This window comes from Pseudomonas zhanjiangensis (assembly GCF_041027545.1).
Classification (GTDB): Bacteria; Pseudomonadota; Gammaproteobacteria; order Pseudomonadales; family Pseudomonadaceae; genus Aquipseudomonas; species Aquipseudomonas zhanjiangensis.
In genome coordinates this window covers 1-24,147 of record NZ_JBFTEG010000017.1, presented here as the reverse complement: position 1 = coordinate 24,147, position 24,147 = coordinate 1, and the positions used below count along the sequence as shown (strand labels likewise).

At 67.4% G+C, this 24,147-nt stretch carries 16 protein-coding genes; 12 read left to right on the top strand and 4 right to left on the bottom strand.

Annotated features, from left to right (window positions below; all coding sequences use genetic code 11):
* Positions 1 to 187 precede the first annotated feature (187 nt).
* Positions 188 to 1,471 (bottom strand): L-pipecolate oxidase, encoded by a 1,284-nt coding sequence (amaA, locus tag AB5S05_RS17890; RefSeq protein WP_369288875.1) that lies wholly within the window; start codon positions 1,469 to 1,471, stop codon positions 188 to 190.
* Positions 1,472 to 1,904: 433 nt separating this feature from the next.
* On the opposite strand from amaA, the gene AB5S05_RS17885 reads away from it, so the two are divergent.
* Together AB5S05_RS17885 and AB5S05_RS17880 are read left to right on the top strand one after the other, a co-directional pair.
* Positions 1,905 to 2,492, top strand: coding sequence for a cytokinin riboside 5'-monophosphate phosphoribohydrolase (locus AB5S05_RS17885; protein WP_369288874.1), 588 nt, complete (start codon positions 1,905 to 1,907; stop codon positions 2,490 to 2,492).
* Positions 2,493 to 2,550: 58 nt separating this feature from the next.
* Positions 2,551 to 3,495, top strand: a complete 945-nt coding sequence (locus AB5S05_RS17880) for a DUF808 domain-containing protein (protein ID WP_369288873.1) — start codon at positions 2,551 to 2,553, stop codon at positions 3,493 to 3,495.
* Here AB5S05_RS17880 and AB5S05_RS17875 read toward each other — a convergent pair.
* From AB5S05_RS17875 to AB5S05_RS17865, 3 genes are all read right to left on the bottom strand, one after another.
* Positions 3,492 to 4,391: a transglutaminase family protein gene (locus tag AB5S05_RS17875; protein ID WP_369288872.1), complete on the bottom strand. Its 900-nt coding sequence runs from the start codon at positions 4,389 to 4,391 to the stop codon at positions 3,492 to 3,494. The genes AB5S05_RS17880 and AB5S05_RS17875 overlap by 4 nt on opposite strands.
* A complete protein-coding gene (locus tag AB5S05_RS17870; RefSeq protein WP_369288871.1) occupies positions 4,388 to 6,880 on the bottom strand; it encodes a circularly permuted type 2 ATP-grasp protein in 2,493 nt (830 codons plus the stop codon). The genes AB5S05_RS17875 and AB5S05_RS17870 overlap by 4 nt, the downstream gene beginning before the upstream one ends.
* Before the next feature lie 100 nt (positions 6,881 to 6,980).
* Positions 6,981 to 10,277, bottom strand: coding sequence for a transglutaminase family protein (locus AB5S05_RS17865; protein ID WP_369288870.1), 3,297 nt, complete (start codon positions 10,275 to 10,277; stop codon positions 6,981 to 6,983).
* Positions 10,278 to 10,616: 339 nt separating this feature from the next.
* On the opposite strand from AB5S05_RS17865, the gene AB5S05_RS17860 reads away from it, so the two are divergent.
* From AB5S05_RS17860 to AB5S05_RS17815, 10 genes are all read left to right on the top strand, one after another.
* Positions 10,617 to 10,793, top strand: a complete 177-nt coding sequence (locus AB5S05_RS17860; RefSeq protein ID WP_003244646.1) for a hypothetical protein — start codon at positions 10,617 to 10,619, stop codon at positions 10,791 to 10,793.
* A complete protein-coding gene (locus AB5S05_RS17855; RefSeq protein WP_369288869.1) occupies positions 10,777 to 13,731 on the top strand; it encodes a sensor histidine kinase in 2,955 nt (984 codons plus the stop codon). Before AB5S05_RS17860 ends, AB5S05_RS17855 begins: the two co-directional genes overlap by 17 nt.
* Positions 13,732 to 13,766: 35 nt before the next feature.
* Entirely contained in the window at positions 13,767 to 15,182 is a 1,416-nt protein-coding gene (locus AB5S05_RS17850; RefSeq protein WP_369288868.1) for a sigma-54-dependent transcriptional regulator, read from the top strand.
* 690 nt (positions 15,183 to 15,872) lie between these two features.
* Entirely contained in the window at positions 15,873 to 17,273 is a 1,401-nt protein-coding gene (locus AB5S05_RS17845; protein ID WP_369288867.1) for a polynucleotide adenylyltransferase PcnB, read from the top strand.
* Entirely contained in the window at positions 17,273 to 17,782 is a 510-nt protein-coding gene (gene folK / locus AB5S05_RS17840) for a 2-amino-4-hydroxy-6-hydroxymethyldihydropteridine diphosphokinase (protein WP_369288930.1), read from the top strand. The genes AB5S05_RS17845 and folK overlap by 1 nt, the downstream gene beginning before the upstream one ends.
* Positions 17,783 to 17,946: 164 nt before the next feature.
* The gene (gene panB, locus AB5S05_RS17835; protein ID WP_369288866.1) at positions 17,947 to 18,747 is read left to right on the top strand and encodes a 3-methyl-2-oxobutanoate hydroxymethyltransferase; all 801 of its coding nucleotides are present in this window, start codon (positions 17,947 to 17,949) and stop codon (positions 18,745 to 18,747) included.
* Positions 18,744 to 19,604 carry a pantoate--beta-alanine ligase gene (panC, locus tag AB5S05_RS17830; protein ID WP_369288865.1) on the top strand — a complete coding sequence of 287 codons (861 nt, stop codon included), beginning with the start codon at positions 18,744 to 18,746 and terminating at the stop codon, positions 19,602 to 19,604. The genes panB and panC overlap by 4 nt, the downstream gene beginning before the upstream one ends.
* Before the next feature lie 144 nt (positions 19,605 to 19,748).
* Positions 19,749 to 21,413 (top strand): glucose-6-phosphate isomerase, encoded by a 1,665-nt coding sequence (gene pgi, locus AB5S05_RS17825; protein ID WP_369288864.1) that lies wholly within the window; start codon positions 19,749 to 19,751, stop codon positions 21,411 to 21,413.
* A 172-nt stretch (positions 21,414 to 21,585) separates the two neighbouring features.
* Positions 21,586 to 23,523 carry an acetate--CoA ligase gene (gene acs / locus AB5S05_RS17820; RefSeq protein ID WP_369288863.1) on the top strand — a complete coding sequence of 646 codons (1,938 nt, stop codon included), beginning with the start codon at positions 21,586 to 21,588 and terminating at the stop codon, positions 23,521 to 23,523.
* A gap of 315 nt (positions 23,524 to 23,838) precedes the next feature.
* A partial coding sequence (locus tag AB5S05_RS17815; protein WP_500181020.1) for a thiolase family protein occupies positions 23,839 to 24,147 on the top strand: 309 nt, incomplete at its 3' end.

Genomic DNA, 24,147 nt, shown 5'->3' with positions numbered 1-24,147 from the left:
TGCAAAAAAACCAGAGATTGCTGAAAGACATTTTTCACGACCGGTCGCTCCGGCCGGATATCCATGCCAGAGAGGAAAACGTCGGTTTACCTTCGGTAACGGCTGGTTTTTTTCTGCACCAGCCTGGCGCCCCGACTGCGTTGTTATGACACACGGCGCGCGAGCCTCGGCGGCTCGCCTGCCTGCCTCAGATCACTACCCGCAGGCATTGGCCGGCGTGATAAAGCGAAAAACCGGCTTCGTACAGGCCGCTGCGCAACCCGGCGACACTGACCCTGCGCATCGGCTGCAGCGGCATCGGCAGTGCCTGGGCATCGCCCCGGCACAGGTAGTCGGCGAAGGCCTTGCCGACCACGCTGCCGGTGGTGACCCCGCGGCCGTTGTAACCGGTGACCGCGAGCAGTCCCGGCGCCGGCTCGAACAGGCGCATCAGATGATCCGGGGTGAAGGCGATGCAGCCGGTCCAGGTGCTCTGCCAGCTCACCCGCCCCAGCCTGGGGAAGTAGTGCTGCTGGATCCTGTCGGCCCAGGCGCGCAGGAACCAGAGCGGCTTGGCCGCGCCATTGCCCAGGCTGCCGAGCAGCAGGCGCCCCTCGGCGTCGCGGCGAATGCTGCTGAGTACCTGGCGGGTATCCCAGGCGCCTTGTCCACCAGGCAGGATGCTGGCGGCCTGCTCGCCCTGCAGCGGTTCGGAGGCGACCTGGTAGTAGAAGCCGGAAAAGAAATTGCTGCGCAGTTCGCTCCACTCGCCCTCGGTGTAGGCATTGGAGGCCAGCACCACCTGCTCGGCGCTGACCGCGCCCTGCTCGCTGACCACGCACCAGCCGGCGCCCTGACGCTCCAGGCGGACCACCGGCGAACGATGGAAGAGCCGGCCGCCCAGATCGGTCACGGCCTTGGCCAGGCCGCTGGTGTAGGCCATCGGATTGAGGGTGCCGGCGCGCCGGTCGAGCAGGGCCGCGGCGATGCGTTCGGTACCGGTGGCCTGCCGGCAGGCCCCGCCGGTGAGCAGCTCGACCGGTGCGCCGCGGCGCTGCCACTGCTCGCAGCGGCGCTGCAGATCGGCCTGGCCGCGGGCGTTGTGCGCCATGTGCAGGGTGCCTTCGCGGCGGGCCTGGCAGTCGATGGCGTACTTGTCGATCAGCGAGAACACCAGCGACGGCGCCGCGCCCATGGCCGCCAGCAGCTTGCCGCCCACTGCACTGCCCAGCTTGGCCTCGACCTCGTCCGGGGCGATCCACATGCCGGCATTGACCAGGCCGACATTGCGCCCGGACCCACCGTGGCCGGTTTCATGGGCCTCCAGCACGCACACCGTCTTGCCCTGCTCGAGCAGGTGCAGCGCCGCGCTGAGCCCGGTAATCCCGGCACCGACCACACAGACATCGACCCGCAACTCACCGATCAGCCGCTCGGCGCTCGGTCGCTGCGGCGTCAGTTTCTCCCACAAACACTCTTGGCGTAGGCTCATCCAGCAATCCTTAGAGGGGCATTCAGGACGAGTGGACAGGGCGCGGACTCTCCCCCACGGCTCGGACCACCCGCATAACCAAGCCGCTCGGGCACGGTTCGGCAGGACTGAAGTAATAGCCGGCTCGGCGCGACACAACAAACGACCTTTATTCGCCATGTCATTCCATTTGGTGATGCAGTGCGCAGCGCAGCCGCTATTGCCGCCATCGACACAATCAACCGGCCCGCCGTGCCGCCAACGTCTACCCTGTAGATACCAACCCTCCGGAGAGCCATCATGCCCCTCGCCAGCCTGCTGCACAGCCTGCTCGCCGCCTACGCCTGCGCCACCAGTGGCGCCTGCAGCGAGGCGCATCCGCCGCGCTGAAGCCTTGGTCGCAGAGGCTGCAACCGCTACCCTGTGGACCCGGAATCCAGCCTCAGGAGTGGTCATGTCCCTGCAATCCATCTGCGTGTTCTGCGGCGCCAGCCCCGGCGCCCAGCCGATCTACCGGCAGAGCGCCGAGAGCCTCGGCCGTCATCTCGCCGAGCAGGGCCTGCGCCTGATCTATGGCGGCGGCGCGGTGGGCCTGATGGGCGTAGTCGCGGACGCCGCCATGGCTGCCGGCGGCGAAGTCATCGGCATCATCCCGCAGAGCCTGGAGCGCGCGGAAATCGGCCACCAGGGCCTCACCCGCCTGGAAGTGGTCGACGGCATGCACGCGCGCAAGGCGCGCATGGCCGAACTCAGCGACGCCTTCATCGCCCTGCCCGGCGGCCTCGGTACCCTGGAAGAGCTGTTCGAGGTCTGGACCTGGGGCCAGCTCGGCTACCACGGCAAGCCGCTCGGCCTGCTCGACGTCGATGGCTTCTACGGCAAGCTCGGCGACTTCCTCGACCACCTGGTCGCCGAGCGTTTCGTTCGCCCCCAGCACCGCGCCATGCTCCAGCTCGCCGAATCGCCGGCCGAGCTGCTGCAGGCGCTGCGCCAGTGGCAGCCGAGCGTGGCGCCCAAGTGGGTCGAGCGCCAGCCCGACTGAGCCGGCCACCGCGCCAGCGACCCACGACCCAGCCAGCCCCAACACAAGGAACCCCAGCATGGCCGGCGCCAGCCTCCTGACCCTGATCGATGACATCGCCACCCTGCTCGACGATGTGGCGCTGATGAGCAAAGTCGCCGCGAAGAAGACCGCCGGGGTGCTCGGCGACGACCTGGCCCTGAACGCCCAGCAGGTCACCGGGGTGCGTGCCGAACGCGAGCTGCCGGTGGTCTGGGCGGTGGCCAAGGGCTCGCTGAAGAACAAGCTGATCCTGGTGCCCGCGGCGCTGCTGATCAGCGCCCTGACGCCCTGGGCGGTGACCCCGCTGCTGATGCTCGGCGGCGCCTTTCTCTGCTACGAGGGCTTCGAGAAGCTGGCGCACCGCGCGCTCCACGGGCCGGCCGAAGAGCAGGTTGAGCATCGGCAACTGGTCCAGGCCGTGAGCGATCCGCAGGTGGACCTGCAGGCCTTCGAGCAGGGCAAGATCCGCGGGGCGATCCGTACCGACTTCATTCTCTCGGCCGAGATCATCGCCATCACCCTGGGCACGGTGGCAACGGCGCCCTTGCTTCAGCAGCTGCTGGTCCTGGCCGGCATTTCCCTGCTGATCACGGCCGGGGTCTACGGCCTGGTGGCCGGCATCGTCAAACTCGACGACGCCGGCCTCTACCTCAACCAGCGCGGCGGGGCTGGTCGGGCCGCCCAACTGCAGCGCCAGCTCGGCCAGGCCATCCTGATCGCCGCGCCCTACCTGATGAAGGGCCTGTCGCTGCTGGGCACCGCGGCGATGTTTCTGGTCGGCGGTGGCATCCTCAGCCACGGCGTGCCGGTCCTTCACCATGGCATCGAGCAGCTGGCCGGCGGCATCGACAACGGCCTGCTGGCAACCGCCCTGCCGGTGCTGCTCAACGCCCTGCTCGGCATTCTCGCCGGGGCCCTGAGCCTGGCCGCGATCACCCTGGTTACACGCACCTGGCGCGCGCTGAGGGCGCCCGGCGCCTAGGGCGCCGCCAGCGGCAGTACGGTAACTCGCACCTCGGGGTCGTGGCGGCCGCCGCCGAGGATCACCCCGCGCAGCGGCGAGACATCGGCGAAGTCGCGACCCCAGGCCAGGGTGATGTGTTCCAAGGCCGGCAGCACGTTGTTGGTCGGGTCGAAATCCACCCAGCCCTGGCGCGGGCAATACACCGAGATCCAGGCGTGCGACGCGTCGGCACCGATCAACCGCGGCTGACCGGGCGGCGGCTGGGTCAACAGGTAGCCGCTGACATAGCGCGCCGCCAGCCCCCGCGAGCGCAGGCAGGCGAGCATCAGGTGGGCGAAGTCCTGGCATACCCCGCGGCGCTCCTCGAGCACCTGCAGCAGCGGCGTGGCCACCTGGGTGGCCGCCGCATCGAAGCTGAACTCGTCGAAGATCTTCTGCATCAGGGCCTGGACGGCCAACAGCAGCGGTCGCTCCGCCGGAAAACAGTCGGCGGCATAGTCGCTGAAGGCGTGCTTGAGGCGCACATAGGGCGACTCGAAACGATAGCGGGCGGCCTGCAGCAATTCGCGACCGAGTGGCTTGCCGCTATAGCTGAGCGCGGCGCTGGCCTGCTCCCAGGGCGGCGAGTCACCCAGCTCCAGGCGCGGCCGGGCCAGCACCTCGACGCGCAGCTTGGCGGCCACCGTCAGCTCATGGTGCGGGCGCTCGAACACCAGCCGGGTCAGCGGATTACCGAACACGTCCAGGCCGTCGCGGCGCTGACAGGGCAGCGGGCTCACCTGCAGCTGACGGGTCTGCCAGCGCTGCCAGGGACAGTCACGCGGCCACAGGTGCGCCAGCTGCTGGGCCAGCGAGACCGGCGCCGAATAGCGGTAATGGGTGTCGTGGAGAACCTGATAGAAGGCGCTGCTCATGTCGACTGGGTCCCCTGGCTGGGATCAACGTGGACGAAGAAACGCAAGCCCAGGCGGTCGGATACGTCGCCCGCGGCCCGGGCGACCGCCTCGAGCAGCTCGGCCAGACCATCGAGCACCGCCTTGACACTGCTCGGACCGAACAGCGGATTTTCCAGGCTGCCCAGGCCGACGCCGCTCAGGCGGCGCTCCAGGTTCAGCAGCGGCAGGTCGGCGGGCAGCTCGAAGCGCTCGCCCAGACGCTTCAGCGAACGCAGCAGGGTGCGCAGCTGGAACAGCACCGCGTGAGGGTTCTGCTCGTCGAGCAGGAGCAGATCGAGTACCGGCAGCAGCTGCGCCGAAGCCAGGTAACGGGTGCGGTAGGTGATGCTGCTATTACCCAGTTCGAGCAGCCACTCCAGGGCCGACTGATCGTCGGCGGCATCGCTGCGCAGGAACTCGGCGACGCTACGCGCGAGGAACTGCAGGCGCTCGATGCAGCGGCCGATCATCAGGAAACGCCAGCTGTCGTCGCGGGTCATGTCGTCCAGGGCGAAGCCGGACAGCGAGGCCAGGGAAATCAGCAGGCCGTCGAGGAAATCCAGCAGCTCGCCGAAGTCGTCGGGGTCGCCCGGCAGGCCCTGCGTCTCGCGCTGCAGCTCCAGCAGCAGCTGCCAATTGGCCTGGGACAGCTTGCCGCGCACGCTGCCGGCGGTCCATTGCAGACGCTCCAGGTTGGCGCGCAGGCTGGCCGGCCAGTCGCCGTCGAGCAGGGCCTGGAGCAGGCGCTGTTCCAGCGGGCCGCTGTGGGCCTCGGCCAGCAGGCCGAGGTTCTCGCCCAGGGCCAGCGCCGTCTGCAGCGCCTGCGGATCGTCGTCATCGTCGACATAGCGGCCCAGCATGATCCGCAGCAGGCGCGCGCTATCCTCGCAGCGCGAGCTGTAGCGGCCGAACCAGTAGAGGTTCTCCACCACCCGCGAGGGCAGGTAGGGATCGCTACGCACCAGGTCGGCCACCCCCAGCTGACGCAGCCATTGCCAGGGCTCGCCGCCGGCACCGCGTTCGCCGAGCACCCAGGTGTCCTTGCTCGCCCCACCGCGCTGCATCGACACCACCTCGGCATGCGCCTCGGTGGCCACCCGGGTCAGGCCGCCGGGCAGCACCCGGTAGCCCTCGGCACTGGCCACGGCGAACACCCGCATGCCGATCGCGCGCGGCTGCAGGCCGCCCTCCTCGCCCAGCCACACCGGCGCCTGGGACAGCTGCGCCTGCGCCTGGGCCACGTAGGCATAGGGCCGCGCGCGCAGGCGCTCGACCAGGCTCGCGCGCTGTTCGGCATCGAGGTCGCGACCGTATACCGGGGCGAAGTTCTGCGACGGAAAGCTGGGCCGCACCAGCAGTCTGTCGAGTTTTTTCAGGGCCACTTCCAGCACCGGCGGCTCGCCACACCACCAGCTGGCGATACTCGGCAGCAACAGCTTCTGGCCCAGCAGGCACTCGCTGATCGCCGGCAGGAAGCCCGGCAGGCCTGGGGACTCGAGTACGCCGCTGCCCAGGGCATTGGCCACCAGCACCCGCCCTTGGCGCACCGCTTCGAGCAGGCCGGGCACGCCGAGCGCCGAGTCGGTGCGCAGCTCCAGCGGGTCGCAGAAGTCGTCGTCCAGGCGGCGCAGCACCGCATGCACCCGGCGCAAGCCGGACAGGGTCTTGAGGTAGAGGGTGGCGTTGCGCACCGTCAGGTCACTGCCCTCGACCAACGGGTAGCCGAGCTGGCGAGCCAGGTACAGGTGCTCGAAATAGCTCTCGTTGAAACGCCCCGAGGTCAGCAGCACCACCAGCGGCGTCTCGCCGTCGGCCGGCGCCTGGCGTGCCAGGGTGTCCTGCAGGGTGCGAAAGAATCCCCCCAGGTGCTGCACCCGCAGGTCGCGATACAGCTCGGGCAGGGCGCGGGCGACGATCTGGCGATTCTCCAGCGCATAGCCGGCCCCCGAAGGTGCCTGGGTGCGGTCGGCGGTGACCCACCAGCGACCGTCGGGAGCGCGCGCCAGGTCCACCGCATAGATGTGCAGGAAGGTGCCACCCGGCGGCTGCACGCCCTGGCAGGGCCAGAGGAAGTTGTTGTGGCCGAACACCAGCTCGGCCGGCAGCAGGCCATCGGCGATCAACTGCTGCGGCCCATAGATATCGGCTAGCACGGCGTTGAGCAGACTGGCGCGCTGGGCCACGCCGGCGGCGACCTGCCGCCATTCCTCGGCCGGAATCAGGTTGGGCAGCAGGTCCAGCTCCCAGGGGCGGTCGGCACCGTCCGGCTCGGCATAGACGTTGTAGGTCACGCCGTTTTCCTGGATCTGCCGGGCCAGCAGCGCCTGGCGCTGCTGCAACTGGGTCGCGTTGCTGCGCTGCAGGCGCTCGACCAGCCGCTGCCAGTGCGGCCGCACCCGGCCCCGGGCGTCGAGCAGTTCGTGGTAGGCACCATCGTTGAGCGGATAGTCGGCAAACAGGTCGGGCATGGGTAACTCTGCAACAGGAAATTGGGCAGCAACCGCCAGTGTACTCGCGGCCGCCAGTAGCGGCGCCGACCGCGAGTCCGATCATGCCTGCAGAGGCGGCCTAGCTGAGCCGCAAATCCAGGGTCATCGGCAGTTCAGGGTTGTCGATCGGTGCCACTGGCGCACGCGTGCCCGGGCTATGGCCGAGGCGGAAGAAGCGCGCCAGGCGCCGGCTTTCCGCCTCGTAGGCGTTGACCGGCAGGGTTTCGTAGTTGCGTCCGCCGGGATGGGCGACATGATACTGGCAACCGCCCAGGGAGCGGCTCATCCAGCTGTCGAAAAGGTCGAATACCAGGGGCGCATGCACACCGATGGTCGGCTGCAGGCAGTTGGCCGGCTGCCAGGCGCGAAAACGCACGCCGCCGACGAACTCGCCGACCGTGCCGGTCGGCCGCAGCGGCACCGGTACCCCGTTGCAGGTCAGCACGTAGCGATCCGGGGCCAGGCCGGCGAGCTTGACCTGCAGGCGCTCCAGCGACGAGTCGACATAACGCACGGTGCCGCCGACGGCCCCCTCCTCGCCCAGCACATGCCAGGGCTCGAGGGCCTGACGCAGCTCCAGGTCGATGCCCTTGACGGCGAAATCGCCGGCCTTGGGAAAGCGGAACTCGAAATGCGGGGCGAACCATTCCGCGCGCAGGCCGTAACCGAACGTCTCCAGCTCGAGCAAGACGTCGGCGAAGTCCTGTTCGACGAAATGCGGCAACAGGAAGCGGTCGTGCAGTTCAGTGCCCCAGCGCACCAGCTTGGCCGGGCGATAGGGCTGCTGCCAGAAACGCGCGACCAGCGCACGCAAGAGCAGCTGCTGGGCCAGGCTCATCTGTGCATGGGGCGGCATCTCGAAGGCGCGCAGCTCGAGCAGGCCGAGGCGGCCGCTGGCGGAATCCGGGGAGTACAGCTTGTCGATGCAGAATTCGGCGCGATGGGTGTTGCCGGTAACGTCCACCAGCAGGTTGCGCAACAGCCGGTCGACCAGCCAGGGCGGACTGTCGCGACCCGGCTCGGGGATCTGGGCGAAGGCGATCTCCAGCTCGTAGAGGGCATCGTTGCGCGCCTCGTCGACCCGTGGCGCCTGGGACGTGGGGCCGATGAACAGACCGGAGAACAGGTAGGACAGTGACGGGTGGTTGTGCCAGTAGCCGATCAGGCTGCGCAGCAGATCGGGGCGACGCAGGAAGGGCGAGTCGGCCGGGGTGGCGCCGCCGAGGACGAAATGGTTGCCACCGCCGGTGCCGGTATGGCGGCCGTCGATCATGAACTTCTCGCTGGACAGGCGCGACTGGCGCGCGGCCTCGTAGAGGAACTGGCTGCACTCGGCCAGCTCCTCCCAGCTGCTGGCCGGGTGGATATTGACCTCGATCACGCCCGGGTCGGGGGTGACGCGAAACGACTGCAGGCGCGGGTCCTGCGGCGGCTCATAGCCCTCGAGCAGCACCGGGCAATCGAGCTCGGCGGCCGTGGCCTCGATGGCCGCGACCAGCTCCAGATAGTCCTCCAGCCTCTCCAGCGGCGGCATGAACAGGTACAGGCGCCCGCCCCGGGGTTCGGCGCAGAGCGCAGTACGCACCACGTCGGCGGCCGACTGCCCCGGCGTCGGCGCCGGCCGGCTGGGCGCGGCGCCGGCCTGGGGCGGGCGAGCGCCCTGCGCCTGGCGACGGATCTGCGCGGCGCTCGGCAGCGGCGGGAATGCCTGGGACGGGTCGAGCGGATTGACGTAGGGGTAGTCGCTCTTCTTTACCCAGGGCTGGGAGTCCAGCGGCAGGCGGTAGCCCAGCGGCGAGTCGCCCGGCAACAGCCGGCAATGTTCCTCGCGCAGGAACCAGGGGCCGCTCTGCCAGCCGTCTTCCTCGACCCGCCGGGCGAGCGGCAGGACATGCCCGACCACCTTGTCCAGGCCCTGCTCGAACACCTTGCGCAAGCGCGCGCGCTCCAGCGCATCGTCCAGGCGCGAGTCCTCCGGGGTGACGTTGCTCGGCAGCTTGCGTTCGCGCCACAGGTAGTAGAGGTAGTCCTCGTAGGCGGGAAAACTGTGCTCACCGGCGACCCCGAGGCGCGCCGCCAGGTCGGCGAGAAATCGACCGGCGGTATCGGCCCCGACGCCGTAGTCGCGCTGTTCGTCGGCGTACAGGGCGGGGTCCAGCCACAGCGGCTGGCCATCCTTGCGCCAGTAGCAGTTGAGCGACCAGCGCGGCAGCTGCTCGCCGGGGTACCACTTGCCCTGGCCGAAGTGCACCAGCGCCTGGGGCGCATAGTGTTCGCGCAGGCGGTGGAACAGCTCGGCGGCCAGGCGGCGCTTGTTCGGGCCGAGGGCGGCGGTGTTCCACTCCTCGTCATCCGGGTAGTCGAGGGCGACGAAGGTCGGCTCGCCGCCCATGGTCAGGCGTACGTCATGACGCTGCAGGTCCTGGTCGATCTGCCGGCCGAGCGCGTCGATCGCCCGCCACTGGGCCTCGCTGTAGGGTTTGGTCACTCGCGGCGCCTCCCAGATGCGCTCGATGCGCATCTCGTGGGAAAGCTCGCACTCGCATTCGTCGACCCCGCCGCTGATCGGCGCGGCCGAGGACGGCTCGGGGCTGCAGGCCAGCGGAATATGCCCCTCGCCGGCGAACAGGCCGCTGGTCGCGTCCAGGCCGATCCAGCCGGCACCCGGCAGGTACACCTCGCACCAGGCGTGCAGGTCGGTGAAGTCCACCTCGGTGCCGGAGGGACCGTCCAGCGCCTTGACGTCGGCGGTGAGCTGGATCAGGTAGCCGGAAACGAATCGCGCGGCCAGGCCCAGATGACGCAGCAGCTGCACCAGCAGCCAGGCCGAGTCGCGGCAGGAGCCGGAGCCCTTCTCCAGGGTTTCATCGGGCGTCTGCACCCCCGGCTCCATGCGGATCAGGTAATTGATGTCGGTGGACAGGCGCTGGTTCAGCGCCACCAGGAAATCGACACTGGCGGTCGGTGTGCGCGAGATACCGGCCAGGTAATCGGCAAAGCGCTGGCTCGCCGGCAGCTTGACCAGGTAGGGCGCCAGCTCGCGCTGCTCGCCCTCGGTGTAGGCGAAGGGAATCTTCTCCGCATAGGGCTCGAGGAAGAAGTCGAAGGGGTTGAACACCGCCATCTCGGCGACCAGGTCGACCTCCACCTTGAGCTCGCGGGTCTTGTCAGGAAACACCAGGCGCGCCAGGTAGTTGCCTTGCGGGTCCTGCTGCCAGTTGATGAAGTGCTCGCCGGGCTCGACCTTCAGCGCATAGGACAGCACCCGGGTGCGGCTGTGCGGTGCCGGGCGCAGGCGCACGATCTGCGGACCGAGCCGGACTGCACGGTCGTAGTGGTAGTGGGTCACATGGTGCAAGGCGACATGGATCGACATAGCAGTGCTCCTGCAAGTCCGGAAAATGAGGATTGCGCAAGAGTTATGCCAGCGTCCCGTTACAGGGCCGAGGCACTGACTCTCCAGCAGCACGCCCCAAAACGGCGCCTTGCGCTGCCTCGCGCCGGGACGCATGCCCAACGACGCAGCAGCGCCGCGCTGCGCCGAGACATGCTTGAGTAGACGCAGGATAAAGCCTAGCTCACGCAGGTTCGGCCCGCGTCCGCCGCTGCCGTGCAGGCCCGCTGGCCACCGCGCGGCGCGGCATCCGCCCCGTCCCCGCTACGCAGAGGCGCACGCATCCGTTACCATCGCGACACTCCCTTAGCGAGAAGCGGCATGTATATCTATCGATTGGTCCTGATCCTGGTGGTGGGGATTTACCTGTTCTCACCGGCGATCATGGACTGGTGGATCGACCCCAACGGCGCCTGGTACCGGCCCTATCTACTCTGGCTGATCCTGATCGTGGTGACCTTTATCCTGCAGAGCCAACGTGATGCTGACGAGCTTTAGCCTTAGCCAGCTGATGCTGATCAGCGCCGCCTACCTGCTGGTGCTGTTCGGCGTCGCCTGGAGCAGCGAACACGGCCTGATTCCGCGTGCGATCATCCGCCACCCGCTGACCTACACCCTGTCGCTCGGTGTCTACGCCAGCGCCTGGGCCTTCTACGGCACGGTCGGCCTGGCCTACCAGTATGGCTACGGCTTCCTCGCCAGCTACCTGGGGGTGTCCGGCGCCTTCCTGCTGGCCCCGGTGCTGCTCTACCCGATCCTGCGCATCACCCGCACCTACCAGCTGTCGTCGCTGGCCGACCTGTTTGCCTTCCGCTTTCGCAGCACCTGGGCCGGGGCCCTGACCACCATCTTCATGCTGATCGGCGTGCTGCCCTTGCTGGCCCTGCAGATCCAGGCGGTGGCCGACTCCATCGGCATCCTCACCCGCGAGCCGGTGCAGCAACGGGTGGCCCTGGCCTTCTGCGGCCTGATCATCCTGTTCACCATTCTGTTCGGGGCGCGGCATATCGCCACCCGCGAGAAGCATGAAGGGCTGGTGTTCGCCATCGCCTTCGAATCGGTGGTCAAGCTGAGCGCCGTGGCGATCATCGGCCTGTACGCGCTCTACGGGGTGTTCGACGGTCCCCAGGACCTGGAGCGCTGGCTGGTACAGAACCAGGAAGCCCTGGCCAACCTGCGCACGCCACTGCAGGAAGGCCCATGGCGCACCCTGCTGCTGGTGTTCTTCGCCTCGGCCATCGTCATGCCGCACATGTACCACATGACCTTCACCGAGAACATCAACCCGCGGGCAATGGTCAGCGCCAGCTGGGGGCTGCCGCTGTTCCTGCTGCTGATGAGCCTGGCGGTGCCCCTGATCCTCTGGGCCGGCCTGCGCACCGGGGTCAGCACCAACCCCGAGTACTTCACCCTCGGCCTGGGCATCGCCGAAAACAGCCAGGCCCTGGCGCTGATCGCCTACGTCGGCGGCCTGTCGGCCTCCAGCGGGCTGATCATCGTCACCACCCTGGCGCTGTCGGGCATGGTCCTCAACCACCTGGTACTGCCGCTGTACCAGCCGCCCACCGAGGGCAACATCTACCGCTGGCTGAAGTGGACGCGGCGCGCCCTGATCTTCGCCATCATCATGGCCGGCTACGGCTTCTACCTGCTGCTGGGCGCCGAGCAGGACCTGGCCAACCTGGGCATCGTCGCCTTCGTCGCCACCCTGCAGTTTCTCCCCGGCGTGCTCTCGGTGCTGTACTGGCCGACCGCCAACCGCCGCGGCTTCATCGCCGGCCTGCTGGCCGGCATCGGGGTCTGGCTGGTGGGCATGCTGCTGCCGCTGCTGGGTAACCTGGAAGGCATCTATATCCGCCTGTTCAACCTGGTCTACGTGCTCGACGACAGCAGCTGGCACCTGGCGGCCATCGCCTCGCTGGCGGCCAACGTGCTGATGTTCACCCTGGTCTCGCTGTTCAGCGAGGCCAGCGACGAGGAAAAGAGTGCCGCCGAGGCCTGCGCGGTGGACAACGTGCGCCGCCCCCAGCGCCGTGAACTGCTGGCCCTGTCGCCACAGGAGTTCGCCGCCCAGCTGGCCAAGCCGCTGGGGGCCAAGACTGCCCAGCGCGAGGTCGAGCAGGCCTTGCGCGACCTGCACCTGCCGTTCGACGAGGGCCGTCCCTATGCCCTGCGCCGCCTGCGCGATCGCATCGAGGCCAACCTCTCCGGCCTGATGGGGCCGAGCGTGGCCCAGGACATCGTCGAGACCTTCCTGCCCTACAAGGCCGGCAGCGAAACCTACGTCACCGAGGATATCCACTTCATCGAGAGCCGCCTGGAGGACTACCACTCGCGCCTCACCGGCCTGGCCGCCGAACTCGATGCGCTGCGCCGCTACCACCGCCAGACCCTGCAGGAGCTGCCCATGGGCGTCTGCTCGCTGGCCAAGGACCAGGAAATCCTGATGTGGAACCGCGCCATGGAAGAGCTCACCGAGATTCCCGCCCAGCGCATCGTCGGCTCGCGCCTGACCACCCTCGGCGAGCCCTGGCGCGGCCTGCTGCAACATTTCATCGAGCTGCCTGACCAGCACCTGCACAAGCAGCGCCTGGCCCTGGACGGCCAGATCCGCTGGCTCAACCTGCACAAGGCGGCGATCGACGAGCCACTGGCGCCGGGCAACAGCGGCCTGGTGCTGCTGGTCGAGGACCTGACCGAGACGCAGATGCTGGAAGACAAGCTGGTGCACTCCGAACGCCTGGCCAGCATCGGCCGCCTGGCCGCCGGGGTCGCCCACGAGATCGGCAACCCGATCACCGGCATCGCCTGCCTGGCGCAGAACCTGCGCGAGGAGCGCGAGGGCGACGGCGAGCTGACCGAGATCAGCCAGCAGATCATCGAGCAGACCAAGCGGGTCTCGCGCATCGTCCAGTCGCTGATGAGCTTCGCCCACTCCGGCGCTCATCAGCAGGCCGACGAGCCGGTCTGCCTGGCCCAGGTGGCACAGGATGCCATCGGCCTGCTGGCGCTCAATCGCCTCGGCGTCGAGGTGCAGTTCTTCAACCTGTGCGACCCGGAGCACTGGGCCGAGGGCGATCCGCAGCGACTCGCCCAGGTGCTGATCAACCTGCTGTCCAATGCCCGCGACGCCTCGCCACCCGGCGCGGCTATCCGGGTCAGGAGCGAAGCCAGCGAACACACCGTCGACCTGATCGTCGAGGACGAAGGCAGCGGTATTCCCAAACCGATCATGGACCGTTTGTTCGAGCCCTTCTTCACCACCAAGGACCCGGGCAAAGGCACGGGGCTCGGCCTCGCGCTGGTCTATTCAATCGTGGAAGAGCATTATGGACAGATAACAATCGACAGCCCGGCCGATCCCGAGCAGCAGCGTGGCACCCGCATCCGGGTGACCCTGCCGCGGCATGTCGAGGCGACGTCCGTAGCGACTTAAATCAGCGACCTGAGACCGTCGAGAGACTTAATTTAATGCCTCACATTCTGATCGTCGAAGACGAAACCATCATCCGCTCCGCCCTGCGCCGCCTGCTCGAACGCAACCAGTACCAGGTCAGCGAAGCCGGCTCGGTGCAGGAAGCCCAGGAACGCTTCAGCATCCCCGGCTTCGACCTGATCGTCAGCGACCTGCGCCTGCCCGGAGCACCGGGCACCGAGTTGATCAAGCTCGGCGAAGGCACTCCGGTGCTGATCATGACCAGCTATGCCAGCCTGCGCTCGGCAGTCGACTCGATGAAGATGGGCGCGGTCGACTACATCGCCAAACCCTTCGATCACGACGAAATGCTGCAGACCGTGGCGCGCATCCTGCGCGATCGGCAGGCGGCCAAGCAGGCCCCCGCCGCCGTCGAAGGCAACAATCGCGGCGCCGACAAGGGCCCCGACAACAGCAATGGCGAGATCGGCATCATCGGCTCATGCCCGGCCATGCAGGAGCTCTACAGCAAGATCCGCAAGGTCGCTCCAACCGATTCCAACGTGCTGGTCCAGGGCGAATCCGGCACCGGCAAGGAACTGGTCGCTCGCGCCCTGCACAACCTGTCCAAGCGCGCCAAGGCGCCGCTGATCTCGGTCAACTGCGCGGCCATTCCGGAAACCCTGATCGAGTCGGAGCTGTTCGGCCACGAAAAGGGGGCTTTCACCGGCGCCAGCGCCGGTCGCGCCGGCCTGGTCGAGGCCGCCGATGGCGGCACCCTGTTTCTCGACGAGATCGGCGAGCTGCCCTTGGAGGCCCAGGCCCGGCTGCTGCGGGTGCTGCAGGAAGGCGAGATTCGCCGGGTTGGTTCGGTGCAGTCGCAGAAGGTCGACGTGCGCCTGATCGCGGCCACCCACCGCGACCTCAAGAGCCTGGCCAAGATCGGCCAGTTCCGCGAGGACCTGTATTACCGCCTGCACGTCATCGCCCTGAAACTGCCGGCCCTGCGCGAGCGCGGCAGCGACGTGATCGAAATCGCCCGCGCCTTCCTTACACGCCAGAGTGCACGCATGGGTCGCGAGGGCCTGCATTTCGCCGCCGACGCCGAACAAGCGATCCGCCACTACTCCTGGCCGGGCAACGTGCGCGAACTGGAGAACGCCATCGAGCGAGCGGTGATCCTCTGTGAGAACAGCGCCATCTCGGCCGAGCTGCTCGGCATCGACATCGAACTGAGCGACCTGGACGACGACGATTTTTCCGAACAGCCGACCCAGGCCAGCAACGGCAGCCTGGAGCCGACCGAGGACCTGTCGCTGGAAGACTATTTCCAGCACTTCGTGCTCGAGCACCAAGACCACATGACCGAGACCGAACTGGCGCGCAAGCTCGGCATCAGCCGCAAATGCCTGTGGGAACGCCGTCAACGCCTGGGCATTCCGCGGCGCAAGTCGGGGGCGGCTACCGAGTAGTCGCCGGCAGACAAGCGGGCGCTTGCAAGGTTCCCTAAGCTGTTACCGCTTCAACACTTAGTAACAAAGGCCGGGGCTTACGGTAACGAAACCCCGGCTTTTTTTCGCCTTTCGAACGCCGGCTAAAATCATAAGCTATTGATTTTATTGAGATTTAAAAAACTGGCACGGCATCTGCTTTATTACTGGGACAACAACAATAACAAGCCGCACCCCGATAATAAAAATAAGACGTACCGACTCCAGCACAATAAGAACAACAAGACGGAGGCGCAGCTAACTGATTCTTTTGGAAAGGAAGTGCCGTTGGGGCTTGCCCCACAACCAGACCGAGAACAACAAAACTGCCCCGAGGCAGCTCCAGTACTGGTTGGATCACAGGATGACCATGGCAGCATCAGCATCCAAAGCAATCCGTTTGCTATTGACTCCCGACCTGGGAGGTTTACCAAGAGTCCCTGACTCGATGGAACGGGTAACCGAACAACAACAAAAAGCCCGCCATAACAATAAAAACAAAGCACGCACCTACTTGGGGGGGAGCTTAGGCTCCCCCAGTAGCTTCCAGCCTGCCCGCCTCGAACCACCCCCGCCTCGTCCTACACCAACTTCCGACATAATGCTAGAATCCGCGCCATTCCTGCGGCCTTCCCTTATCCTGGCCGATCATTTCGTCATACAGTGCATCCCATGCTGAAAAAGCTGTTCAAGTCTTTACGTTCGCCGTTGCGCCGCGCCAAACACCCCCGCAGTACCCCCGAGGTGCTGAGCAACAGCCAGCACCCCATTCACCGTGGGGAGATCAGCCGCTACGCGATCAGCGTGGTCGAGCGCCTGCAAAAAGCCGGCTACCAGGCCTATCTGGTCGGCGGGTGCGTGCGCGACCTGCTGCTGGACATCGACCCCAAGGATTTCGACGTCGCCACCAGCGCCACCCCCGAACAGGTGCGCGCCGAGTTTCGCAACGCACGGGTGATCGGTCGGCGCTTCAAGCTGGTGCATGTGCACTTCGGCCGAGAAATCATCGAAGTTGCGACCTTCCGCGCCAACCATCCGGAGGGCGACGAGGAAGAGCACAGCCAACTGTCCTCGCGCAACGAGAGCGGGCGTATTCTGCGTGACAACGTCTACGGCAGCCTGGAGGACGACGCCCAGCGCCGCGACTTCACCATCAATGCGCTCTACTACGACCCGAGCACCGAGCGCATCCTCGACTACGCCCACGGCGTGCACGACATCCGCAATCACCTGGTCCGGCTGATCGGCGACCCGACCCAGCGTTACCAGGAAGACCCGGTACGCATGCTGCGCGCGGTACGCTTCGCCGCCAAGCTGGATTTCGATATCGAAAAGCACAGCGCCATGCCGATTTACAAGCTGGCTCCCATGCTCGGCGAGATTCCGGCGGCGCGCCTGTTCGACGAGGTGCTCAAGCTGTTCCTCGCCGGCTATGCCGTATACACCTATGAGCTGCTGGTCGACTACGGCCTGTTCGGCCAGCTGTTCCCGGCTAGCGCCGCGGCCCTCAAGCACAACCCGGACTATACCGACAGGCTGATCCGCAACGCCCTGACCAACACCGACCAGCGCATCCAGCAAGGCAAGACCGTCACCCCCGCGTTCCTCTTCGCCGCCCTGCTCTGGCCGGCGCTACCGGCCCGGGTACTCAAGCTGCAGGATCGCGGCATGCCGCCGATTCCGGCGATGCAGGAAGCGGCCCACGAGCTGATCAGCGAGCAGTGCCAGCGCATCGCCGTGCCCAAGCGCTTCACCCTGCCGATCCGCGAGATCTGGGACATGCAGGAGCGCCTGCCGCGACGCAGCGGCAAGCGCTCGGACCTGCTGCTGGAGAATCCGCGCTTCCGCGCCGGCTACGACTTCCTCCTGCTGCGCGAAAGCGCGGGCGAACAGACCAACGGCCTGGGCGACTGGTGGACAGCCTACCAGGACGCCAGCGACAGCGAGCGGCGCAACATGATCCGCGACCTCAGCAGCCAGGACGACGGGCCCGGCGCACCGCGCAAGCGGCGCCGTAGCGGCAGCAAGCGCAAGCGCCCCGCCGGCGAGACTTCGAAGCCGACCGGCGAATGATGATGGAGCGTGTCTATATCGGCCTGGGCAGCAACCTTGCCGAACCGCTTGAGCAACTGCGCGGCGCCCTCGCGGCGCTGGCCAGGCTGCCGGACTCGCGCCTGCTGGCCAGCTCCTCCTTCTATGGCAGCGACCCCCTGGGGCCGGCCGATCAGCCGCGCTATGTCAATGCGGTCGCCGCCCTGGACACCCGACTCGAGCCGCTGGCACTGCTCGATGCCCTGCAAGCCATCGAGCTCAGCCAGGGCCGCGTGCGCAAGGCCGAACGCTGGGGCCCGCGCACCCTCGACCTGGACATCCTGCTGTTCGGTGAGCGGCTATTGGACGAACCGCGTCTGCGCGTGCCGCACTACCACATGCACATGCGCCCCTTCGTGCTCTATCCGCTGGCCGAGCTGGCCCCCGACCTGCACCTGCCGGATGGCCGCACGCTACGCGAGCTGCTGGCTGCCTGCCCGTTCGCCGGCCTCGAGCGCCTGAGCCTGGCCGACGATTCTGCGCCGGCGTGAGCGGTAACGCCCGTAACAAGTCGGTAACACCCACAATTGACTTCAAGCGCGCCCATCAGGACTATAGGCGTCCCGCTGCCCCGCACCGGTGCAATCGGAGGCCAATGCAGGCCACATTGAAGCAATGACAGCTGCTTGCTGGACGCCTGAGTGAGGATGTTTTCATGCGTGACGTTACCCTGACCACCCTGCAGAGCCTCAAGCAGAGCGGCGAGAAGATCGCCATGCTGACCTGTTACGACGCCACCTTCGCCCAGGCCGCCAGCCGGGCCGGGGTGGATGTGCTGTTGGTCGGCGACTCTCTCGGCATGGTGCTGCAGGGGCACGACAGCACCCTGCCGGTGAGCATTGCCGACATGGCCTACCACACCGCCTGCGTCAAACGTGGCAACCAGGGCGCGCTGATCCTCGTCGACCTGCCGTTCATGGCCTACGCCACTCCCGAGCTGGCCCTGCAGAATTGCGCCACCCTGATGCAGGCCGGCGCCCACATGGTCAAACTGGAGGGCGCGGCCTGGCTGGCCGAGCCGATTCGCCTGCTGGCCGAACGCGGCGTGCCGGTCTGCGCCCACCTCGGGCTGACCCCGCAGGCGGTGAACCTGCTCGGTGGCTACAAGGTCCAGGGCCGCCAGGAGGCCCAGGCGCGGCAGATGCGCGCCGACGCCATGGCTTTGGAGCAAGCCGGCGCCGCCATGCTGCTGCTCGAGTGCGTACCCAGCGAGCTGGCCGCCGAGATCAGCCAGGCGGTGAAGATCCCGGTGATCGGCATCGGCGCCGGCGACGCCACCGACGGCCAGGTGCTGGTGCTGCACGACATGCTCGGGCTGTCCCTGAGCGGACACACGCCCAAGTTCGTGAAGAACTTCATGGAGGGCCAGCGCAGCGTGCAGGCGGCACTCAGTGCCTACGTCAACGCTGTCAAAGAGCGCAGCTTCCCCGCCGCCGAACACGGATTCTCTGCATGAACACGGTAAAAACCATTCGCGAGCTGCGCGCGGCCATCGCTCAGGCCCGCGCCGAAGGCAAACAGATCGGCTTCGTGCCGACCATGGGCAACCTGCATGCCGGCCACGCCGCCCTGGTGGAAAAGGCCGTCCAGCGCGCCGACTTCGTGGTCGCCAGCATCTTCGTCAATCCGCTGCAGTTCGGTCCCAGCGAAGACCTCGACAAGTACCCGCGCACTCTGGCGGCCGACCAGCAGAAGCTGTTCGATGCCGGCTGCCACCTGCTGTTCACCCCGGATGTCGAGGAGATGTACCCCAACGGCATGGACGGCCAGACCCGCATCAGCGTGCCCGGCGTCTCCGAGGGGCTGTGCGGCGCCAGCCGTCCCGGCCACTTCGAGGGGGTCGCCACCGTGGTGACCAAGCTGTTCAACATGGTCCAGCCGGACCTGGCGATCTTCGGCCAGAAGGACTACCAGCAGCTGGCGGTGATTCGCGCCCTGGTACGCGACCTGAACATGCCGATCCAGATCATCGGCGAGCCGACCGTGCGCGCCCAGGACGGCCTGGCCCTGTCCTCGCGCAACGGCTACCTGACCGAACCACAACGCGCCGCGGCCCCGGCCCTGTATCACAGCCTGGAGCACATGGCCGAGGCGATCCGTGGCGGCGAGCGGGATTTCCCCCAGCTGGTCGCCATCGCCCAGCAACAGCAGATCGCCGCCGGCTTCCGCCCGGACTACCTGGAAGTTCGCGAGGCCAACAGCCTGCGTCCGGCCACAGGCGCAGACCACCAGCTGGTGATCCTGGTCGCCGCCTTTATCGGCAGCACCCGCCTGATCGACAACCTGACGCTCGACCTCGGCGCCGCCCGCTAAACGGCAGCGGCTGCGCCACCGGCAGGTCGACCACCCAAGACGCCGGACGCCGGCGCACCCGCCTGCGGCTCGCCCCGGTTAAACTGAAAGCCCGGCTCGCTTCCGGGCTTTTTCCAGTCACCCACGTTAAGGAAGCCAACGTACATGGCGTACTACCAGCACCCGCACGACGTGACCGCGCTGCCCGCCTGGCAGGCCCTGCAGGCCCATCGGGCAGAGCTGAACGATTTCAGCATGCGCGAGGCGTTCGACAGCGACGCCGAACGCTTCGACCGACTGTCCCTGAGCAGCTGCGGCCTGTTTCTCGACTACTCGAAGAACCTGATCACCCAGCAGACCCGCGAGCTGCTGGTCCAGCTGGCCGAGCAATGCGGCCTGGCCCAGTCTATTCGCGCCCTGTTCGACGGCGAGCCGATCAACGCCTCCGAAGCACGGCCGGCCCTGCATACGGCCCTGCGCCGGCCGATCGGCGACAGGGTGATGGTCGACGGCATCGACGTGATGCCCGAGGTGCAGCGCGTGCTGCACCAGATGACCGAGCTGGTCGGACGGGTGCATGACGGTCTGTGGCGCGGCTACAGCGAGAAGCCGATCACCGATGTGGTCAATATCGGCATCGGCGGCTCCTTCCTCGGCCCGCAGCTGGTCTCCGAGGCCCTGCTGCCCTTCGCCCAGCGCGGCGTACGCTGCCACTACCTGGCCAATATCGACGGCAGCTCGTTCCACGAACTGGCGGCCAAGCTGCGCGCCGAAACCACCCTGTTCATCGTCTCGTCGAAGTCCTTCAGCACCCTGGAGACCCTGAAGAACGCCCAGGCCGCGCGCCGCTGGTACCTGGCCCAGGGCGGCACCGAGGCCGAGCTGTACCGCCACTTCATCGCGGTATCCAGCAACCGCGAGGCGGCAGTGGCCTTCGGCATCCACGAAGAGAACATCTTCCCGATGTGGGACTGGGTCGGCGGCCGCTACTCGCTGTGGTCGGCCATCGGCCTGCCGATCGCCATGTCCATCGGCATGTCCAACTTCAAGGAACTGCTGGCCGGCGCCTACAGCATGGACGAGCATTTCCAGAATGCGCCCTTCGAGCAGAACATGCCGGTGCTGCTGGCGTTGCTGGGCATCTGGTACGGCAATTTCTGGGGCGCCCAGAGCCAGGCGATCCTGCCGTACGACCATTACCTGCGCAACATCACCAAGCACCTGCAGCAGCTGGACATGGAGTCCAACGGCAAGCGCGTGCTGCAGGACGGCCAGCCGGTGGCCTGCGCCACCGGCCCGGTGATCTGGGGTGGGGTCGGCTGCAACGGCCAGCATGCCTACCACCAGCTGCTGCACCAGGGCACCCAGCTGATTCCGGCCGACTTCATCGTGCCGGTGGTCAGCTACAACCCGGTGGACGATCATCACCAGTGGCTGTACGCCAACTGCCTGTCGCAGAGCCAGGCGCTGATGCTCGGCAAGACCCTGGCCGAGGCCGAGGCGGAACTGCGCCGCCAGGGCCTGGACGAGGCCCGGGTGCAGGACCTGGCACCGCACAAGGTGATCCCCGGCAACCGGCCGAGCAATACCCTGGTGCTCGAGCGCATCAGCCCGCGCCGCCTCGGTGCCCTGGTGGCCATGTACGAGCACAAGGTTTTCACCCAGAGCGCGATCTGGGGCATCAACGCCTTCGACCAGTGGGGTGTGGAGCTGGGCAAGGAACTCGGCAAGGGCGTCTACCAACGCCTCACCGGCGACCTCGAGCGCAGCGCCGAGGACGCCTCGACCCAGGGCCTGATCGACTACTTCCGCGGCCGTCACCGCGGCTGATCCCCCAAACCAACCCGGCGCCGGCCGGGTTGCTGCCTGCCACGGTCCATTTGCGCCGACTCGCCAGCGCCCTCGGCGCAGGCGGCCGCGTGCCGGGCGAAGCGCTGCAACAGCCGGCAATCGGGTGCTAACCTTAGGCAGTTCGCGGACAGACAACAACAAAGGACCCGCCATGTTTGAGATTACCCGCCACCCGGTCACCGACGCCGTGCGCCAACGCGCCCACCTCGATGACGCCGACTACCAACGCCTGTATCGCCAGTCCGTCGAGCAGCCGGACAGCTTCTGGGCCGAGCAGGCCAGCACCTTTCTCGACTGGGCCAAGCCCTGGCAGCAGGTGTACGCGGGCGATATGCACAAGGGCCAGGCCAGCTGGTTCCAGGGCGGCCAGCTGAATGTCAGCTACAACTGCATCGACCGTCACCTGGAACAGCGCGGCGAACAGACCGCGCTGATCTGGGAGGGCGACGATCCCGCCGACTCCGCCCGCATCAGCTACCGTCAACTGCACCAGCAGGTCTGCCGCCTGGCCAATGTGCTGAAGAGCCGCGGCGTGCGCAAGGGCGACCGGGTATGCATCTATATGCCGATGATTCCGGAGGCGGCGTACGCCATGCTCGCCTGCACCCGGATCGGCGCCGTGCATTCGGTGGTGTTCGGCGGTTTTTCCCCCGACGCCCTGCGCGACCGCATCCTCGACGCCGACTGCCGCACCCTGATCACCGCCGACGAAGGCGTCCGCGGCGGCAAGCGCGTGCCGCTCAAGGCCAATGTCGACAAGGCCCTGGCGGACTGCCCGAACGTTTCCAGCGTGCTGGTGGTCGAGCGCACCAAGGGCAGCATCGACTGGACCCCCGGTCGCGACCTCTGGTTCCACGAAGCGCTGCAGGCAGCCGACGACGACTGCCTGGCGGAACCGATGGACGCCGAAGATCCGCTGTTCATCCTCTATACCTCGGGCTCCACCGGCAAGCCCAAGGGCGTGCTGCACACCACCGCGGGCTATCTGCTGCAGGCAGCGATGACCCACAAGTACGTGTTCGACTACCACGACGGCGACATCTACTGGTGCACCGCCGATGTCGGCTGGGTCACCGGCCACAGCTATATCGTCTACGGCCCGCTGGCCAACGGCGCCACCAGCCTGATCTTCGAGGGCGTGCCCAGCTACCCGGACAGCTCGCGCTTCTGGCAGGTGATCGACAAGCACCAGGTGAACATCTTCTACACCGCGCCGACCGCCATCCGTGCCCTGATGCGCGAGGGCGAAGGCCCGGTCAAGCGCACCTCGCGCAGCAGCCTGCGCCTGCTCGGCAGCGTCGGCGAGCCAATCAACCCGGAAGCCTGGGAGTGGTACTACCACGTGGTCGGCGAGATGCGCTGCCCGATCGTTGATACCTGGTGGCAGACCGAGACCGGCGCCATCATGATCACCCCCCTGCCCGGCGCCACCGACCTCAAGCCGGGTTCGGCGACCCGGCCGTTCTTCGGCGTACAGCCGGTGCTGCTGGACGAACAGGGCAAGGAAATCGACGGTCCCGGCGCGGGCGTGCTGGCGATCAAGGCCAGCTGGCCGAGCCAGATCCGCAGCATCTACGGCGACCACCAGCGCCTGGTCGACACCTACTTCAAGCCCTACCCCGGCTACTACTTCAGTGGCGACGGTGCGCGCCGCGACGAGGACGGCTACTACTGGATCACCGGCCGAGTCGACGACGTGATCAACGTCTCCGGCCACCGCATTGGCACCGCCGAAGTGGAAAGCGCCCTGGTCCTGCACGACACGGTCGCCGAAGCGGCGGTGGTCGGCTATCCCCATGACCTTAAGGGCCAGGGCATCTACGCCTTCGTCACCCTGATGAACGGCGCGGAGCCCTCCGACGAGCTGCAGCGGGAGCTGCTGGCGCTGGTCGGCAAGGAAATCGGCAGCTTCGCCAAACCGGAGCTGCTGCAGTGGGCGCCGGGCCTGCCGAAGACCCGCTCGGGCAAGATCATGCGGCGCATCCTGCGCAAGATCGCCTGCAACGAGCTGGACACCCTGGGCGACACCTCGACCCTGGCCGACCCGACGGTGGTCGACGATCTGATCGACAAGCGCCTGAACCGCTAGGCCCGCCGCCAATCCAGCAGGCGCCGGCCTGGCCCCTGCTGGACGCTGTATTCCCCCCGAGGCCCGCGCGACTTCGATGGGCACCTCGCTGGTGCACACGCCGTGCCCACCGGCGGCGGCACCTGCGCTGCGCGAGCCGTTTGATCGACTGGCCCAGGCATAACGGCGCCCCCAATCCCTTCCCCGCCAGTGGCCGCGCGGCCTGCCGGCGCAGGGCTGACCGGCCGGTTCGCGGACTGGCCGGCGGCCGAGCCGCTGTGCCACCATAGATGCCCTTCGCGGCTTGCCGCACCCGCCATTCGTGAGGATCGAGTCATGCAAGACGTCGTCATCGTCGCCGCCACCCGCACCGCCATCGGCAGTTTCCAGGGCTCCCTGGCCAGCATCCCCGCCCCGGAACTGGGCGCCGCGGTGATCCGCCAGTTGCTGGCTCAGACCGGCCTGGACGGCGCCCAGGTCGACGAGGTGATCCTCGGCCAGGTGCTCACCGCAGGCTCCGGACAGAACCCGGCGCGCCAGGCGGCGATCCAGGCCGGCCTGCCCCATGCGGTGCCGGCCCTGACCCTGAACAAGGTCTGCGGATCGGGCCTCAAGGCCCTGCACCTGGGCGCCCAGGCGATCCGC